The organism is Lyngbya aestuarii BL J (genome assembly GCF_000478195.2).
Taxonomy (GTDB): Bacteria; Cyanobacteriota; Cyanobacteriia; order Cyanobacteriales; family Microcoleaceae; genus Capilliphycus; species Capilliphycus aestuarii.
This window is the reverse complement of record NZ_AUZM01000003.1, coordinates 1-19,157: the sequence shown is the minus strand read 5'-3', so window position 1 is coordinate 19,157 and position 19,157 is coordinate 1. Positions and strand designations below refer to the sequence as shown.

At 42.9% G+C, this 19,157-nt stretch carries 13 protein-coding genes and 1 CRISPR repeat array; of the genes, 8 read left to right on the top strand and 5 right to left on the bottom strand.

Features of this window, described 5'->3' with window-relative positions; translation table 11 throughout:
• The first annotated feature begins 62 nt into the window (after positions 1 to 62).
• Entirely contained in the window at positions 63 to 1,835 is a 1,773-nt protein-coding gene (locus M595_RS01900) for a vanadium-dependent haloperoxidase (protein WP_040483445.1), read from the top strand.
• A gap of 241 nt (positions 1,836 to 2,076) precedes the next feature.
• Positions 2,077 to 6,138: a CRISPR direct-repeat array (repeat unit 37 nt; unit sequence GTTGCAATTAACAAGAATCCCTATGAGGGATTGAAAC).
• A 124-nt stretch (positions 6,139 to 6,262) separates the two neighbouring features.
• On the opposite strand, the gene treY is transcribed toward M595_RS01900, so the two are convergent.
• Genes treY through M595_RS01885 form a run of 3 tightly spaced genes read right to left on the bottom strand, consistent with a single transcriptional unit; the run spans position 6,263 to position 12,049 of the window.
• Positions 6,263 to 9,076 (bottom strand): malto-oligosyltrehalose synthase, encoded by a 2,814-nt coding sequence (gene treY / locus M595_RS01895; protein WP_023064394.1) that lies wholly within the window; start codon positions 9,074 to 9,076, stop codon positions 6,263 to 6,265.
• A gap of 55 nt (positions 9,077 to 9,131) precedes the next feature.
• The gene (gene treZ / locus M595_RS01890) at positions 9,132 to 10,955 is read right to left on the bottom strand and encodes a malto-oligosyltrehalose trehalohydrolase (protein ID WP_023064382.1); all 1,824 of its coding nucleotides are present in this window, start codon (positions 10,953 to 10,955) and stop codon (positions 9,132 to 9,134) included.
• A gap of 20 nt (positions 10,956 to 10,975) precedes the next feature.
• Positions 10,976 to 12,049, bottom strand: a complete 1,074-nt coding sequence (locus M595_RS01885) for a DMT family transporter (RefSeq protein ID WP_023064375.1) — start codon at positions 12,047 to 12,049, stop codon at positions 10,976 to 10,978.
• A 274-nt stretch (positions 12,050 to 12,323) separates the two neighbouring features.
• Here M595_RS01885 and sppA point away from each other — a divergent pair, with 274 nt between their 5' ends.
• From sppA to M595_RS01850, 7 genes are all read left to right on the top strand, one after another.
• Complete coding sequence (gene sppA, locus M595_RS01880; protein WP_023064305.1) at positions 12,324 to 13,145, top strand: signal peptide peptidase SppA; 822 nt, start codon at positions 12,324 to 12,326, stop codon at positions 13,143 to 13,145.
• Positions 13,146 to 13,254: 109 nt separating this feature from the next.
• Positions 13,255 to 13,644, top strand: coding sequence for a chorismate mutase (gene aroH, locus M595_RS01875; protein WP_023064397.1), 390 nt, complete (start codon positions 13,255 to 13,257; stop codon positions 13,642 to 13,644).
• 419 nt (positions 13,645 to 14,063) lie between these two features.
• Entirely contained in the window at positions 14,064 to 15,323 is a 1,260-nt protein-coding gene (locus M595_RS01870) for a hypothetical protein (RefSeq protein ID WP_152983522.1), read from the top strand.
• 259 nt (positions 15,324 to 15,582) lie between these two features.
• The gene (locus M595_RS01865) at positions 15,583 to 16,263 is read left to right on the top strand and encodes an MORN repeat-containing protein (RefSeq protein WP_375339227.1); all 681 of its coding nucleotides are present in this window, start codon (positions 15,583 to 15,585) and stop codon (positions 16,261 to 16,263) included.
• A 47-nt stretch (positions 16,264 to 16,310) separates the two neighbouring features.
• Positions 16,311 to 16,928, top strand: coding sequence for a DUF6391 domain-containing protein (locus tag M595_RS01860; RefSeq protein WP_023064336.1), 618 nt, complete (start codon positions 16,311 to 16,313; stop codon positions 16,926 to 16,928).
• A 114-nt stretch (positions 16,929 to 17,042) separates the two neighbouring features.
• On the top strand, positions 17,043 to 17,348 hold the full coding sequence (locus tag M595_RS01855; protein ID WP_040483444.1) for a photosystem I reaction center subunit IV: 306 nt from the start codon (positions 17,043 to 17,045) through the stop codon (positions 17,346 to 17,348).
• Between the two features lie 3 nt (positions 17,349 to 17,351).
• Positions 17,352 to 18,257 (top strand): DNA-formamidopyrimidine glycosylase, encoded by a 906-nt coding sequence (locus tag M595_RS01850; protein WP_023064313.1) that lies wholly within the window; start codon positions 17,352 to 17,354, stop codon positions 18,255 to 18,257.
• A gap of 19 nt (positions 18,258 to 18,276) precedes the next feature.
• Here M595_RS01850 and M595_RS01845 read toward each other — a convergent pair whose 3' ends face one another.
• Positions 18,277 to 18,810, bottom strand: a complete 534-nt coding sequence (locus tag M595_RS01845; RefSeq protein ID WP_023064282.1) for a hypothetical protein — start codon at positions 18,808 to 18,810, stop codon at positions 18,277 to 18,279.
• 57 nt (positions 18,811 to 18,867) lie between these two features.
• Positions 18,868 to 19,157: zinc ribbon domain-containing protein (locus tag M595_RS01840; protein ID WP_040483443.1), on the bottom strand; the 290-nt coding region annotated here is incomplete at its 5' end.

Here is a 19,157-nt window from a genome sequence, read left to right as displayed (position 1 = left end):
TGACAAATGTTTAATAATAGGCAAACTATGGAGTCTAGAGATCTAACTCAGGCTTGAATTTTATGTTGGAACTCCTAAACCTGTTTGATGAGAGTTTCTTCCTGAACCAATACTCAGAAGTGATCATTGCAGTAGAAAAGGATTCATCTAACGGCAGACTCGATCACAACCAATCTTGGAGTCAGTTTGTCGGCTGTCACCCTCGTTTCTATCCGAGTAAACGAGTCGATCAGAGTCGATCTCCAGAGGTTAGCGAACCCATAGAGGTGAGTAAATTTCCCCCCAAACTTGATCTGACCTGCAACTCCAGTCAAATCATCGGAAACCCAAGACTAGCAAAAGAAAATGAACGTTTTGTTCGCTACAATCACTCCGAGAGATATTCCCTAAATTCTTTCAATTCCGAAAAAATAGTTAGTAGACTCCAACCCTTAATTAATCAAAAAAAACCCGATCACCGCGATCGCACGACTCAAACCGTCATTCTCTGGGATGAAGCCGCCCAACAAGCCATCCGCAACACCTCCCCAGGCCCAACTATCGCCTCACGCGCCTATGCAATGGTACATACCGCCATCTTTGATGCTTGGGCGAGTTATGATCCAGTTGCTATCGGTACCCAACTCGAAGACCGTCTACAGCGTCCCGTAGATGAAAACACCCTCTCCAACAAAAGTGAAGCAATTAGTTACGCCGCTTATCATACCCTGATCGACTTATTTCCAACTCAAACTCAAATTTTTGAGGAGGTGATGCAGCAACTCGGTTATGATCCCAAAATCGCGATTGGCTTCGCCACTGACGCTACTGCGTCAATCGCTAACCCCCAAACCCCGAGTGGAATTGGACAAGCAGCAGCCAAAGCCTTACTCCGTTTTCGTCATAACGACGGATCAAACCAACTCAACAACTACACAGACCCCACAAACTATCAACCCGTTAACTCGCCTGATATCCTCAACAACCCCAACCGTTGGCAACCCCTACGAGTTCCCCTCGACACTCCCCAAAGTCGCCTCCAAAGGTTCCTAACACCTCACTGGGGAAACATTATCCCCTTCGGTTTAACCTCGGGTTCCCAATTTCGACCCCCCGCCCCACCTGAGTTTGCCACACCGACTTATCATCAACGAGTCAAAGAAGTTTTAGACTACAACGCCAACCTCTCCGACAAACATAAAATCATCGCCGAATATTGGGAAGATGGGCCAGGAACCTCTTTTCCACCCGGTAAATGGATGGCATTTGGACAATATATTTCTCAACGGGATGATCACAGTCTCGATGAAGATGTAAAACTGTTTTTTATGCTGGGAAATGCCGTTTTTGATGCCGGAATTGCCGCCTGGGAATCCAAACGGTATTATGATTATATTCGCCCAGTATCGGCTATTCGTAGCCTGTTTAACGGTCAACAAATTCAAGCTTGGGCAGGCCCCGGCAAAGGCACACAAACCCTCGACGGTAGCCAGTGGCATCCCTACCAACGCCTTGACGATCCGACACCCCCTTTTCCTGAATATGTTTCAGGACACAGCAGTTACAGCGCCGCCGCCGCCGAAGTCTTGAAACGCTATACCGGAAGCGATGACTTTGGGGCTTCTTATACCGCCCCCGTCGGGAGTTCCCATTTTGAACCCGGTATTACCCCCTCTCAAGAGATCACTCTATCCTGGCTAACTTTTTCCGATGCTGCTGATGAAGCCGGAATCTCTCGGTTGTATGGGGGAATTCATTTTCGCGATGCTGACTTAAACGGACGAATATTGGGGCGAAAAGTGGGGGAAGCTGTCTGGAATCAAGCCCAGATGTATATTAATGGGGAAAATAAATGATTTCATCCTCTTTTTGCGCCCGAGGGTGGGTCTCAAAATTTCGCGATCGCTGTCAATGGCTGGAGGAGTTATGCTGTCTGGGTTTGCAGTCGTTGCTTTGGTGTAGAGGTAGGCGCATCCCACTGTGTAAGGGTTTCAGCGTTTTTGACAGATCTGAGGAAATCCGGTATTATAGTTTTAGTCGCACCCGGCGCAACTGTACCTCGAAAACTGAATATAGTAAGAGTTTCAAGATGCCGCAGTTGCAATTAACAAGAATCCCTATGAGGGATTGAAACGGCTCTAGAAATTTTAGGCGGTGCAAATTGCGACATGGTAGTTGCAATTAACAAGAATCCCTATGAGGGATTGAAACGCATCCATCTGTAACAGCGTTTCTGCAACTGATGGTTGCAATTAACAAGAATCCCTATGAGGGATTGAAACTTGCAGGGGGACACCATTCGGAAACAAATGCTTTGTTGCAATTAACAAGAATCCCTATGAGGGATTGAAACCGATTGATTCAGATTCAGTACACTGCGAAGCGATTGTTGCAATTAACAAGAATCCCTATGAGGGATTGAAACAAAGAATCCATTACAAAAGATTCCTAGTGATACCAGTTGCAATTAACAAGAATCCCTATGAGGGATTGAAACCAGAGTAGGAGGGAGCCGTATGAACTTCCTTGTGCGTGTTGCAATTAACAAGAATCCCTATGAGGGATTGAAACTTTGCAAATACTTTGATTAATCTTTATGATTCTATTGTTGCAATTAACAAGAATCCCTATGAGGGATTGAAACATGGCTAATCTACCTGAAATTAAAATGGCTATCGGTTGCAATTAACAAGAATCCCTATGAGGGATTGAAACACAGACTTTTAATCCTTACCTTCCATTAATTAAAATATCGTTGCAATTAACAAGAATCCCTATGAGGGATTGAAACATTATTTCAAGGAAAATTACTCTACTACTAGAGTAAAAGTTGCAATTAACAAGAATCCCTATGAGGGATTGAAACATTTGCTTTGGCGTAAATGGTTGTTCCCAATCCGAATCGTTGCAATTAACAAGAATCCCTATGAGGGATTGAAACTGGAGTTGACTCTGCGGTTGCTGGAGTGCAAACTGTTGCAATTAACAAGAATCCCTATGAGGGATTGAAACGTGGGATACTTATAAACTGTCCCCCTGTCCTCCATTGTTGCAATTAACAAGAATCCCTATGAGGGATTGAAACTGGAACTATACCAACGCCCGATATTATGGTTTCGTTGCAATTAACAAGAATCCCTATGAGGGATTGAAACAAGGTTTTACAGGCCCACATCCTTTGGAACTCCGAAATAGTTGCAATTAACAAGAATCCCTATGAGGGATTGAAACCGTTGACTGCTCTCCAAATCCAATGATGAGTTTGTTAAAGTTGCAATTAACAAGAATCCCTATGAGGGATTGAAACCCCCAAGAATCACCTGGGTTTTCAAACTGTAAAGCCGTAGTTGCAATTAACAAGAATCCCTATGAGGGATTGAAACCGCAAACTTCTTTAATCAGATAGAAAAAGCCTGTTGCAATTAACAAGAATCCCTATGAGGGATTGAAACAAAGCAAAAACTAAGTTTTCACTAAGAATTATTGAATACTTTCCAGTTGCAATTAACAATAATCCCTATGAGGGATTGAAACTTGTAAAGTTCTATGCTTGGATAAAAATTTTCTGATTGCAATTAACAATAATCCCTATGAGGGATTGAAACATCCCATTTTAGAGGTTTAGGGATGACCCATCCGCCTATTGCAATTAACAATAATCCCTATGAGGGATTGAAACTAGCATGAGTGACTATGCCAAAGAGGAAACACAAATTGCAATTAACAATAATCCCTATGAGGGATTGAAACTCTCCAGATAAAATTGAAGCGGTTAATCAGCTAATCGAGGCTGGATAATTGCAATTAACAATAATCCCTATGAGGGATTGAAACGCTGCATTCAACCCTCTCTGAGTAATAGGCGGACGATTGCAATTAACAATAATCCCTATGAGGGATTGAAACAGATTTGATGACTAAATTCCAGAGTTCTGGAATAAACATTGCAATTAACAATAATCCCTATGAGGGATTGAAACTTGGCGATTTGACTTATTGCCTCACCGCGATCTCGAATATTGCAATTAACAATAATCCCTATGAGGGATTGAAACCCTCATAAACAACGTTGTCCGCAACCCCCCTCAAATTGCAATTAACAAGAATCCCTACGAGGGATTGAAACGACTCTTTAAATGGGATTCCAGAACCATACAAAATATTGCAATTAACAAGAATCCCTACGAGGGATTGAAACCTGCTGTAGTGATTAATAGCAGTTGGGCGGTTTGCCATAAATGAATTGCAATTAACAAGAATCCCTACGAGGGATTGAAACTTGGCATCAATGCTCTTGCAGTTGACGGCTACCCATTGCAATTAACAAGAATCCCTACGAGGGATTGAAACGTTGATGAGCTTGATTATCGTCTAGCCTTGCTTAATTGCAATTAACAAGAATCCCTACGAGGGATTGAAACAACCGGAACGCTGAGGATTTATCTTTTGGTGACACACGCCGGTTGCAATTAACAAGAATCCCTATGAGGGATTGAAACGCCGAAGTGATCGCAAGAACATCTTCGCCTGCATCCGTTGCAATTAACAAGAATCCCTATGAGGGATTGAAACTTTAGAGGCTGAACAGTCGCCAGCCACCGGGAACGACATGGTTGCAATTAACAAGAATCCCTATGAGGGATTGAAACCTTGAGTAGATTTATTCCACTTCAAGAAATTGCAGTTGCAATTAACAAGAATCCCTATGAGGGATTGAAACCTAGGGGAAAGTAACTGATAATTGCGATCGCAAGTTGCAAGTTGCAATTAACAAGAATCCCTATGAGGGATTGAAACTACAATATTCAAGCCAGTCTTCCTCGAAGGTCTTGTTGCAATTAACAAGAATCCCTATGAGGGATTGAAACTAGATTCCTCCCTTTTTTCCTGTTCCGCGAATTCTTGTTGCAATTAACAAGAATCCCTATGAGGGATTGAAACTAGTACAATAAGTTTAAGCGGGGATCAAGATAGTAAAGTTTAACAAGAATCCCTATGAGGGATTGAAACTCATCATACTGGGGGAACATTCCCCCTCTTTTTAAAGTTGCAATTAACAAGAATCCCTATGAGGGATTGAAACGAGTTGAATATTAACCACACACAACGCCACAGCTAGTTGCAATTAACAAGAATCCCTATGAGGGATTGAAACGAGAATCGCTGAGTTGCAACCCCAATTGTTGAGCTGTTGCAATTAACAATAATCCCTATGAGGGATTGAAACGTCCGAATATTGTTCGTATGGATAAACTAATCCGGTTGCAATTAACAATAATCCCTATGAGGGATTGAAACAAAATAAATGAGTTTGAAACTCCAAGGCAAGTAAGTATTGCAATTAACAAAAATCCCTATGAGGGATTGAAACGCGCCTTTATCTCCTTTTGCCCCGGTGGCACCTGATTGCAATTAACAAAAATCCCTATGAGGGATTGAAACGGAAGCACAGGCAAAAGGGGATAGAGAGTACAACAAATTGCAATTAACAAAAATCCCTATGAGGGATTGAAACACTTTCTTCAGGTATTCAACCATCTCCTCTGAACATTGCAATTAACAAAAATCCCTATGAGGGATTGAAACGAATACCCCGAAGAAATAGAGGAAGGTGTTTCTGAATTGCAATTAACAAAAATCCCTATGAGGGATTGAAACGGGACTATCAACAGAAAACAACTTACGATATTGATTGCAATTAACAAAAATCCCTATGAGGGATTGAAACAGCAGGCAAGCCATTAAATCTTCTAAAAACTCAAATTGCAATTAACAAAAATCCCTATGAGGGATTGAAACCCAAATAACCATAGCCACCTTTATCATCTAAATAATTGCAATTAACAAAAATCCCTATGAGGGATTGAAACGCCATTTTTGCACCAACTTCGGAAACATCTGTTTCAGTCATTGCAATTAACAAAAATCCCTATGAGGGATTGAAACCACTATGGATACTCTGAAGCTGAAATCTTAAAATTATTGCAATTAACAAAAATCCCTATGAGGGATTGAAACGAATTACCAAAGATTCTTATATTGGTGAATGTCCGGTTGCAATTAACAATAATCCCTATGAGGGATTGAAACCAATTACGAAAACGAACTTGAAATTTACACAGATTGCAATTAACAAGAATCCCTATGAGGGATTGAAACCAACAAAAACTATTTTCTATTATTTCTTGATATTTGATTAAGACGGGTTTGTAAATGTTATTTGTGAAAAATATACATTGATGTAGAACCCGCCCCAACTGTTTGTAATTCCCGATTCAAAGATTTATTCGCTTGTTAATTCGGGATCAAACTTCACCAACAAACCCAGAGGAAAATGTTGTAAAATCGTACCAATTCGGATCATATTCGCAGCAGGAATTTGAAAATCAGTAATTGCTTCATGCCAATCTGATTCAGAACCGTTGGGAATTTCAATCATCGTATCTCCCCAAACATCCTCCCCAGTCGGAAACACTCCCGCTTGAACAACGCCTGTTAGAAAGCGAGGAATGACAATAATTGCTGTCTCTTGTTCGTAAATCCGAGCAAATGCAATAATTCGATCTTGATGTTTACCCATCACTTTCAGAGGAACATAATTTCCATACTGAAACAATTCCACAAATTGCTGACGAACTTCCAAAACTCGGGCGATACAAAATAACTTCAAGCGTCCATCTTCACAAGTCGCGATCAAGTCTTCGAGTAAACTCATCATCCCCGTTTTGCAACGACGTTTAATTTCTTGTAAAAAAGACAGCCGTTGTTCAAAATCAACCGGACGACGATTATCGGGATCAACTAAACTTAAATCCCAAAGTTCTGTACCTTGATAAAAATCAGGTATCCCTGGAGTTGACATTTTTAAAAAGGTTTGAGACAAAGAATTAAACATTCCATAGAAAGCAATCTTTTCTTGAAAAGCTCGAAATTCAAATAAAAAACTGTTATCGTCGGAGGGGTCTAGCACTTGTTCAACAAAGGAAATAAATCCTTCTTCATAAACCGTATCGGGACGTAACCAAGCGGTGTGAACTTTGGCTTCCCGTACGGCTTTCACCACATAATCTTTTACCCGTTCAACAAACTGCGGATATTCTTCTTCATACCAGGGAAAAGCCCCAATGATCGTTTGATAGAGGAAGTATTCATCGTTATTATCAGGAATCAATATTCCGTCACTTTCTGTCTTCTTAGAACGGTTGAGTTCCATCCAATTTCGGACTTGAGTTTCCCACTCATCGGGAATTTCTGAAATAACATTCAATCTTGCTCGGATATCTTCGCTGCGTTTAGTATCGTGAGTTGAAGATGCACTCATGGCATGAGGCCAATTTTGCAGTCGTTGTTTATTAAACTCATGAAATGTAGCAGGTTGAATTCCAAAATGTTGCGGTGAACCTCCCACCTCATTTAAAGATAAGAAACGGAAATAGACATAAAACAGTGTATCTTCAATTCCCTTCGCGGTTAACGGACTAGAGAATTGTTGAAATTTCATCACAAACCGTAACCATAACTGTTTGTTATCTTCACTGAGAAAGTCATCATAATCGAGCAATAAGAACTTCTCAATTAAATTCAACTCATTCAACAGTTCGGGAATTTTTCCTTTCGCTTCTTGAATCGCTTTTTTTACATATTTACGATCTTCTTCACTGACCCCTTCTTCGGTAATATAAGTTCGGTAAACGGGAAAACGAACCAAAACTTCCATAATTGCCGTTTTTAAACCGAGCAAGGTAAAATCACGACCATAACGATATTCTCCTGAAATTCGCTTGAGTAAATGAGCGAGGTTATCTGCATCTCCCGCTAAGTTTTTATCAGCAATTAACCGTTTATTATCAACAATAAGCTGGTTGTAAGGTGTCGTTGACCCCGTAACATCTCGGTAAATCTGACTAAAACGTGACTCTTTAGACGTATCACAAAATAGTCCATTGACATAGTTCAAATATTCATAACCCGATGTTCCTTGAACTAACCATTTTGAAGGTAATTTTTCATCCAGTTCTAAGATTTTTTCAACGGTAATATAAATATCTCCAACTTTATCTCGCAGCCATCGCAGATATTGAACGGGGTTATAAAGTCCATCAATATGATCAATTCGGAGTCCCGTAAATTGACCAGATTCTACCCGTTTTTCAATCATATCATGGGTTTTCTGGAACACTTTAGCGTCTTCGACCCGCACACAAATTAACTCATTAATCGTAAAAAAGCGACGATAGTTTAGTTCTTCCGCGCCCACCTTCCAAAAAGAAAGCCGATAAAACTGATTTAATAATAAATTATCCAGTAAATTAAAACTTTCAGGATCACCTACTTTTCCATTGAAATATTCAACGTTTTGATCAATAAATACGGTGATTTCAGGATTATCTCGATACAGTTCCCACAATAAACCCTTGACAAACAACGCTTGATCTCGACGCTGTTGATTGGAGGTTTCTGTGGGAATATTTTTGAGCATATACAAAACCCCCAACAATTTCACCACGTCTGGGTTACGGCTGCCAAGTTTTTTCGAGAGTTCTCCTAATTCGTGACTAATAAACTGAGCGTAGGATTCAATATTCAGTGGAACTTTTAAGTTATAATAATTAATACTTAACCCTTCTTCATCATAAGAAAGTTTGAGTTCTCCATTTTCCAAACACTTTCCATAAAAATCTCCCAATAAAGGCGTTAAAACTCGACCCCGGATGTCTTTATAAGGATGTTGCCAGTCAATCTCAAAAAATTCAAAATATTCTGAATCTGGGCCATATTCGAGAATATCCATCAACAGCTTATTTTGACTATCATAAGCCATGTGATTCGGGACAATATCTTGCACCCAACCCATCCCTCGATCTTGTAATTCTTCAATTAACTGATCAAAGGTTTCTGGAGTTCCCAACTGAGGATTTAATTGATTAGGATCAACCACATCATAGCCGTGGGTACTTCCTTCTCTGGCTTCAAAAATCGGAGACGCATATAAATCAGATATCCCGAGTTCATGGATATAGGAAACAACTTTTAGGGCTGACTCAAACCCAAAAGTTGGGGTAAACTGAATTCGATATGTTGCAACTGGAATCCGCATATTTTTCTTTCAAGTCTAGAGGAGTGTAAAGTTATCCAATTATAAGTTATTCACTTTACTTTCTTTCGTAAAGCACACAACTTTCAGGAGCCAGTGTTAACGGTTGGGATGCACTCAGAGTCTCTGGTAAACTCGATCCACTTCCCATCCATTGCTGATCCGCAGAATCTAACCGTTTCTGCCAATTTCCTTCTATACTGATGGCCTCAGAAGTCACCGCTTCAGAGTTAAAATTCAGTATACAAAGAACTTGACTATCTTGACTCCATCTGCGGATAGAGAGGATTTTTTCCGTTTCCCAACTCTGGACTTCTTGATCCTGGAAACTCAGGTTTTTCAAAGCCGGAATTTGTCGTCGAAGTTGAATCAATTCTCGATAAAAATCAAGCAAAACTTTATGTTTTCCTTCGGTTCGTAAATGCCATTTTAAGACACAATCTTTGAAAATTTCTGGACTTTGAGGATCGGGGGTTTCTCCCTCTATATGAAAAGCTGCAAATTCCTCTTTTCGTCCTTTTCTGACCGCTTCAACTAAGCCCGGATCAGAATGACTAATAAAGTAAGCAAAAGGTGATTCTTCTCCGTATTCTTCTCCCATAAATAACATCGGAACAAACGGTGATAAAAGCAGCGTTGCAGCACCCAATTTTAGGGCTTCAAACGAAGAAAGTTGACTGATTCTTTCCCCTAACATCCGGTTTCCCACTTGGTCGTGATTTTGAATACAAACCACAAACTGAGACGCGGGGCGATCGCCTGCAAAGTTACCATGATAGCGCTGACGATTTGCCGAATAATGCCAGGAATAAGCAAACCCTTCTTTCAGCGTTCTTTCTAACAGTTCACACTTCCCAAAATCTAAATAATATCCTGCTTTTTCTCCGGTTAATAAGGTATGAACACAGTGGTGAAAATCATCACTCCATTGACCCTCTAACCCATATCCACCCACTTCTTTGGGTTTAATAATTCTGACATCATTCAGGTCACTTTCAGCGATCAAATAAAACGGACGTCCTAGCTGTTCGGATAACGCCTTTGTTTCATCGGCCATTTCCTCTAAAATATGCTTGGCACCAAAGTCATAAATCGCATGAACCGCATCCAAACGCAACCCATCAATGTGATAATCACCAAGCCAATAGAGTACATTTTCAATAAAGAAATTCCGCACACCCGGACTATAAGCATCATCAAAATTAATCGCCCGTCCCCAAGGCGTGTTATATTTTCCGGTAAAGTAGGGGCCAAAATCCGACGTATAATTCCCTTCCGGCCCTAAGTGGTTGTAAACCACATCCAGAACCACCATCATTCCCCGTTGATGGCAAGCATCCACCAACCGTTTTAACCCCTCCGGGCCGCCGTAGGATGCCTGTACACCGTAGGGATAAACGCCATCGTAACCCCAGTTACGATTGCCCGGAAATTGCGCCACAGGCATAATTTCAATGGTGTTGATGCCCATTTCCAACAGGTCTGGAATCCGATCAATAATGGCTTCAAACGTGCCTTCAGAGGTGAATGTTCCCACATGAAGTTCATAGATAATTAAATCTTCTAACGGGATCGTTTGCCAGTTGCTATCTGTCCAAGTAAACGCCCCATGATCAACAACCGCCGAAGGTTTATGAACATCATCCGGTTGATAGTGAGAAGCGGGATCTGGCCTTGTAATCTCCCCATCGAGTTGAAACTGATAACGACTTCCAGGGGAAACCTCTGTAGCGGTGAGACGCCAATAGCCTTGGTCATCTTTTTCCATCGACAGAAGTCGTTTTTGGGGAGTTAAAATCTCAACAGAAACTTGTTGTCGTAACGGCGCCCAAACAATAAATTCACAGCGACCATCACCCAGATAATTTGCACCAACTTTCATAGGTTTGTTGCTTCTCCTGATTAAAGCTTGGGTTCGGGTTCGCTCAGACGCACCTTTACAGGGATCTCAAACGGCTTTTCTTCCGATGAGTTTAGCTGTTGCTCGCTCGGGGAATTTAACCCTTGAGCGTCAGAACGCTTGAATTTGAGCTTTTCTGCTAAGGTGTCGCGCTGATTGACCAGGTAAATACTGACCAACGTTAAACCAACCCCTAATGATTGTAACGGACTAAGGACTTCTCCTAAAAACAGATTTCCAAACAACAATGCAAACACAGGTGTCAAAAAGGTTAAGGAACTTAAACTCGTTAATGAACCGCTAGAGGCAAAATAGAAGAACAAAGCATAGGCGATCGCACTCCCAAATACAGTAGAGTAAGCTAAAGCCAGCCAGTCAGCCCCCCCTAAATGTATCCATTGTTCGGACTCTAGACCGCCAGAAAGGGCAAATAGGGGTAAACCGCCGATGATCATGTGCCAACCTGTGGCGACAACAGGATCACAATGGCGACACACCCAACGCACTAACACGGTACCAACAGCCATGGACAGAGAGGCGAGTAGCATTAACCATTCACCGCTTTGGAATAAATGATCCACTCCCCATGCCATGCCTGCGGTTTCGAGGTTAAATCCGTTTAAAATCAGTTCATCAGGTAAGCCAATTAAACTAATTCCACCGACACCAATCACAAGACCCAACCAACCCCAAAACCCGATTTTATCTTGAAACAGCCACAGGGATAAAATAGCTACAGCCAGAGGTTGAGAGTCGATCATCACTGAACCTAACCCCGCCCCGGTTCTCTCTAGTCCTTCGGCGAGAAATCCTTGAAATAATGCCCCATCCACTAAAGCGAATATACTGATCCACAACCAGGCTTTCCAACTTTTGGGTTGAGGTCTACCTTGTAGGGTCGTAAATAGTAGTATGAGTAAACCGGCTGGAACTAAACGCACACCTGCTACAAACAAAGGAGTAGTCTGAGGCAGAACGCCCTTCATGGCAACCATTGCGGTTCCCCAAAGAAAAAACGGGGCGATTAAAAATAGAGATTGAAAAGGTAATTTAATATCGGTCTGTTTAAGCTGCATTCAGCTTTCTCCCAAAGATTTTGCTAAATTTTCAACAACAAAGATTAGTTGGTTTTTGTTTGGTTAAATTATCTTTACAATCATAACGAGTTCGGGAGATGATGTCTAGGTAACGGGGAACAGTGTTGGCACTGACCAGTGAACAGTTTTACAGATTGCCTATACAGGAAACAGTTTCTCCCCCGACTGCCTAACTTTTTATTTGTCTATCCTACTAAAATGTGATAAGATAATAGATTCTATTTATATAGATAAAGCCCCTTCTAGATGACACATGATCTGGCCATTCAAACCGCGATATCGCAAACAAATTGCTCGCATTGAAATTACGGGTGTAATCGCTAGTGACACTCGAAAACGGGTTCTTGAAGCCCTAAAAACCATCGAAGACCGTAAATATCCAGCTTTGTTGTTGCGGATAGATAGTCCCGGTGGAACGGTTGCAGATTCCCAAGAAATCTATAGCGCTCTGAAAAAGTTACAAGATAAACTTAAAATTGTCGCCAGTTTTGGTAATATTTCCGCATCTGGAGGAGTTTATATTGGCATGGGCGCCCAACACATCATGGCGAACCCAGGCACCATTACCGGAAGTATTGGGGTGATTATACGCGGAAACAACATTGAACGTTTATTAGATAAAGTTGGGGTATCGTTTAAGGTGATCAAGTCTGGCCCTTATAAAGATATTTTGGCGTTTGATCGACAACTCACAGATCCTGAAAAACAAATTTTGCAAGAATTGATCGATACCAGTTATCATCAATTTGTGATCACCGTTGCTGAGTCTCGCAACTTAGAAGAAACCGCAGTCAGAAGCTTTGCAGATGGTCGCATCTTTACCGGAGAACAGGCTTTAGATTTGGGCGTAATTGATCGTTTAGGGACGGAAGAAGAAGCCCGGTGTTGGGCGGCTGAATTGGTCAACCTTGACCCCGATAAAACAGAATGCGATACTTTAGAAAAACCAAAATCTTTGGTGAGTCGAGTCTTAAGTAATAATAATTTAGAGACTTCCCGATTAGTGTCGGCTAAAAATTGGCTAGAATTTGAGCTGTCTACCAGTGGTCTACCGTTATGGTTATATCGACCCTAAAATTGCAGTAAACTGGAGTCAAATAGCAAATGCTATTGATTCAGATGAAACGTTCTCATTGAACATTTCAACCAACAATGCACAATTGAGGAAAACTGGAGGACTTTTCGTGGAGTGGCGTGTACGAGCAATACGTGGAGCAACAACCGTTTCGGAAAATTCTATCGAAGCGATCGCGGAAGCGGTGACAGAACTACTAGATGAACTCGAAACCCGAAATCATCTTAAACCTGAACAGATCATCAGTACAACCTTTACAGCAACTCGCGATCTTGATGCTACGTTTCCGGCTGCTATTGCTCGTCAACGTCCCCAGTGGGATAATGTTCCCTTACTGGATGTTCAACAGATGCACGTTCCGGGAAGTTTAGAACGGTGTATTCGGTTTTTGGTTCATGTCAATTTACCCGCCGGTCAAACGAAGGTTCATCATCCTTATCTCCGGGGTGCGAAAGATTTACGGCCAGATTGGAGTTTAGCCCCTGCCAGTTTTTCCTAAATTCAAGCAAGAAAAGTAGCGTTGTAGCGTTCGTTTATCAATCGCGATTTGACCGTCTAAAACCTTAGCGATTGTTTTTGCATCAACACTCATCGGCGTCTAGACTTGTGCTGACTCATTGATCACAAAAGAGATCACAGATATCAGTTACCCGTTAGCTAGGATAGCAGTCATGGATGGTTTTCAGTTAGGAGAAATAGAACTCTACTCAAGACTCAATGCTTGAATATTGAGCTTTCAGCTATGCCAATCTAATTCCATTGCCAATCAAACCGATTGAGTTGTGGGCATCTCTCCAGTCCGAGACTCCCGATCCCCCCCTTGGTGATTTAATCTGAGAAAAGTTTCGGTAAATTGCTATAAATTGACCAACGGTTACAGCAGCTTCGGGATGCAAGCTCCCGGAGAACTGTGACTAAGTGGCTGAATCGGTTAGACTTTGGCTATCCTTAAAATTATTATCGAACGTGTTTCAGGGACGGGCAATGCGTAAAATATGGTTAGTGGTCGCATTAGGATTGTTGACAATTTGGACGGGTGGATGTGGTTCTCAAGAACAAGGGAGTGAACCGACAACAGAAACTCCCTCAGCAGAAAGCTCACCCGCCGAAACCGAAACAGCAACAGAAGGAACCGAACAAACAGACGAACAAGAAACCGCCGAAGACCCCCAAAAAGGAGCATTTGAAGAACCTTTAGTCGAACAGCAAAAAGAAGAAACTGCTGCCAGAGCAGGTTTGATTCAGTCTACCAAACCCGAAGAACGATTGCTTCAGCTTAAAGGGAGTACCAATGGAAACGCTACTGCCGTAGCACCCGCAGGAGTACCGAATCAATCTGTGAGCGATCCGTTTGGTGTACTCACCCCTCAGATTGTTCAGCGAACTCCAGATCCAGAAGAAGCCGCAGAGTCTCTAAATCTTACTGCCCGAGAAGTCCCGACGATTCCAGATGTTCCGGTTGCCGCAGTCCCTCCTCAGTGGACGGTTGCTGCCGCCCAAGCACAAACGACAAATGGAAATCAAGGTCAAGGAACTGCTTCTCCTAACCTTTCTCCCCGACAAGTGCCTTCCCTTCCCGAACTCCCAGTCGCTCAACGTCCACCTCAAGCCGGAACTCAGCAAGCGACCCCAGGCACAACACCCATAGGGCCCCGACAACCACCAGGCAGACAAGCTCAACCCTCGCCTCCTCAAGCTCCATCCCCTCCAAAACCTCCCCAAATTCCGAATTTGACTGTGGCTCAAGTGCCGACCTTACCCGAGTTGCCTGTAACTGAACCCCTACCCCGATGGCGTGATCCGAATGCTCCTCCCACACCTCCACCGACAGCACTTGCACCGACAACACCTGCACCGACAACACCTGCCCCGACAACACCTGCCCCTGTCCTTCCTCCTCCGCCTTCAATTGAGATTGCCAAAGCCATTTCAGTCACAGGTGTGATGCAAGTGGGTGACGAAACCCGAATTATTTTAAAAGCCCCCACTGAACCCACCAGTCGTTATGTGAGTGTCGGACAACGGATCGCCAATGGACAGGTATTAGTTAAACGAGTGAAATTTAATGTCGGTAGTGATCCCATTGTGATTTTTGAGCAAAATGGCGTCGAAGTTGCTGTCGAAGTGGGTACATTTGAACAAACAGACGAGCAGTTAAATTTTATGCAGCCTTCCTAAGCCTGTCTTAACTCCTGATCATCCCTTCTAAAAGTGACTACAGTAGAAATCATTTAAACTCAAATTAGAGTCAATCTTTACACCGGGGATATAGGGATCTGGGGTGAGTTGATCAGGGCTGTTCCCCAACATCCGCTCAAGTCAAACTTCCCTTTGATTGTCTGTCGAAAACTATAAAAAAAATTCAACCGCACTAGGAGTTATGTTTAGCTTAGTTCAAAAGCTAGGATTTTTGACTTTAACCGCCGCGAGTCTCGGAATGGGAGTTGAGATCTTCACTTCTATTCCCGCCACCGCCCAAGAACAAGGCGCACGTCCTCCCGTCTGTGAAGGACAACTGCCGACCGGTTCAGTCAAGTGTAATTATGAAGGCGGTGACAACTACCAAGGTAGTTTTGTCAATGGTAGACCCGATGGACGAGGCATTTATGTCTATGGCAATGGCGATCGCTATGAAGGTGAATTTCGCAACGGCTTGCCCAACGGTCAAGGAGTCTTCATTTTTTCCGATGATGCCCGCATTGTCGGTGTCTTTAAAGATGGCAATATTACCAATGGAACCGTGATTTTCTCGAATGGCGATCGCTATGTTGGAGAGTTCCAAATTGTTCGAGAGGTGGGTAGCGGACAAGTCAGCAGTCAACCCGATGGTCGGGGAGAATTTATCTACACCAATGGCGATCGCTTCCAAGGAGAATTCTTCGCCGGACAGCCCTTTGGTCAGGGAAGTTTTACCCGCCAAGATGGTAGCCGTTGTCAAGGACAATTTTTTAATGAAGCCCTCGACGGTAAAGGCACTTGCACTTTCCCGAATGGACTCCGTTATGAAGGTGAATTTCGCGGCGGTATTCCTCACGGCCCTGGAACTCTAATTGATACGGCCGGTAAACGACTACCCGGAACTTTTAGAGATGGTAAGCGAGTCGAGAATCCTTCTTAAGGGACTTGGGCTTGTCAATTGACATGATGGATGGAGAACTTTAAACGATGACAACTGCGACGACCCATTCAACCTCAACCGACTCATTTCCTTTTGAGTTTGCGCCGAGTGCAACCCAAGATCGAGATCTTCTGCATCAACTCAACTTTGTTCCGGGTGTGAAAGAGATCTTGATCACTCGACAAGTTCATGCACTTGAACACGCCACCGTTTGGGTATTGAGTGAATGGGCAAATGGCGGCATTTCAGGAGAAGAAGATCGCTTGGGCGGAATGTCAACAGCCGCAGGATTTTATCTCTACGGACGAGTTCAGACCAGCCGACTCAGACAAGCGGTACAGACAGCACAGCAACGTCTGACAGCCGGAGAATGGCATCTGGCTGTTCATCCCCGATGTGGCACTAATCTGTCTGTGGGCATGATGCTGACGGGAGGGTTAGCGATGGGAATCAACCTCGCTTTACCTAAAGGGCCAATTGAACAACTTTTAGGATTAGGGGTTGCGGCCGGGGTTGCCACTCACCTTGCCCCTGAACTGGGGAGTTGGGCGCAGCGATATCTGACCACTGCTATTCCCTTCAACTTACAAGTGGATGAAACCTCGATTGAGCAGGATTTGTGGGGACGTTCAGCCCATTTTGTGCGAGTGCATTGGGTAGAGTAAAAGTACATCAGCAATAAAACTTAAAGACTCAATTGCACTGAGACAGCAGATCCAGTAGTACCCTGAACAATACAAGGCTTTATTCATCAATTTAGAAACGAGGAAGATAAGCTAATGGTTCAACGTGGTTCTAAGGTTCGTATTTTGCGGAAAGAGTCCTACTGGTTTCAAGAAGTAGGTACTGTCGCTTCCGTGGATAAAAGCGGTATTAAATATCCCGTGATTGTCCGTTTTGACAAAGTAAACTACTCCGGCATCAACACCAATAACTTCGCCGAAAGTGAAGTGGTTGAAGTGGGTACGGGTAAAGCCGCCCCTCGCGGTAAACAAACTCCAGTTGCTCCGACTACCCGACGTACGGGTGAAGGTGCGGGTCAACCGGGTGCCGCAGGTGATCCCAACCAAGGAACAGAAAATTAGTCTGTGCCAGAATTGCCCGAGGTTGAAACGGTTAAACGGGGCTTGAATCAAGTGTCCCGTAACCAAACGATTCAGGGGGGGGAAGTGTTACTTAAACGTACTCTTGCTCACCCTGTTTCTATTGATGATTTTATTACCGGATTTTCTGGAAAAGCGATCGCCGGGTGGTATCGACGGGGTAAATATCTATTAGCGGAATTCTCGACACCGCTTAACCCCAATTCTGACAATTCCCAAAACCCAGAATTTTCTGATTTACAAACCTTCTCTGATGGCGGTTTAGCGGTTCACTTACGAATGACAGGTCAACTGTTGTGGGTGAGTCAAGATGAACCTCTGAGCAAACATACACGAGTCCGATTGTTTTTTCCGAATAGACAAGAACTCCGTTTTGTTGATCAACGCACCTTTGGTCAAATGTGGGGAATTCCTCCAAATGTCGAAATCTCAAAGATTGTCACAGGCTTGCAAAAATTAGGGCCAGAACCCTTTTCAGAAGAATTTTCGATAAAATACCTAACCACTCAATTTCAGCACCGTCAGCGCTCGATTAAAACGGCTTTGCTCGATCAAAAACTGGTTGCGGGGGTCGGGAATATCTACGCTGATGAAACTCTATTCCTCAGTGGAATACCACCAATGACTCGTTGTGCAGAACTAACACCCACACAAATTGAAACCCTACACGCCCAACTGGTTCAAGTTCTAAAAACGGCTATTGATGCGGGTGGAACAACGGTTCGTAACTTCCTTAATGTTGCAGGAGTTAACGGCAATTATGCAGGACAGGCTTGGGTTTATAATCGTGCGGGTCAACCCTGTCGAGTCTGTCAAACGCCTATCGAACGCTTGAAATTAGCGGGGAGATCGGCTCATTTTTGTCCTCGTTGTCAGAAGACTTCAAACTGATCCTCATAAGATTTTTAACTCAAGATGTTTGTTGATTTTCTGAGATTTCCCAACGAAATAGCCGAGGAAGTTGTGCTAAATCTAAAGCGTAATTTCCAATCCAGAGGATGATTTCAAGAATTAATACTGTTCGTACCCAAAGCAATTCAGATTCAGAACCCAATAGAGTGAAACCTTCGTATAATTGATAAATTCGAGCAGGTAAATATAAATAAGGCACCATTACCCAGACCACCGAGGGGAATTTTCTCAAGGTCAAATACTCAGTGATAACTTGTAAAGCCAGCATCAGAAAATAGGACGCAAACACACTGAAGACAAGGGGATAGTCTCCCCAAACTCCCCAAATTAGCATCACAACTAAAGGAGGTAATAGTCCTAAAATCTGCACCGTCCCAAACCAAAATTTAAACCATCCCGGTAAGGGTGTCGGTAAACTATAAGGCTTGGCATTTCTCCACGCCCAACCGACAATTCCAAGAAAGGAGGTTGCCAGTACAAAAAAAATTAGATTCTCTAGTATAAGATTAAAATGAATATTAAAAGAAGTCATATTAGCTAGTGAACTACTCACACTGACCGCCGCGGTACAATGTGAGCTTCTGATTTCTCAGCCCGATGCCCTTTCACCGTCGCGGTTATCTGGTCTTAAACAGGCTCCCTCAGCAGAGACGGGGTTCCCTCCGCCAAAATGTATTATTCTGATGCCTTCATTTCTTATGTTGAGTGCGGCGTTACTGTCACAATCGTGGTGAGTTTTACAGTTAAGACAATCCCATTCTCTGATATTTAGAAGCAGCGAATCCACAATATGACCACAACAAGAACAAGTTTTGGAACTGGGGAAGAAGCGATCAACTTCTATGAGTTTTGCGCTTTTTTGTCGGAGCTTGTAATCCA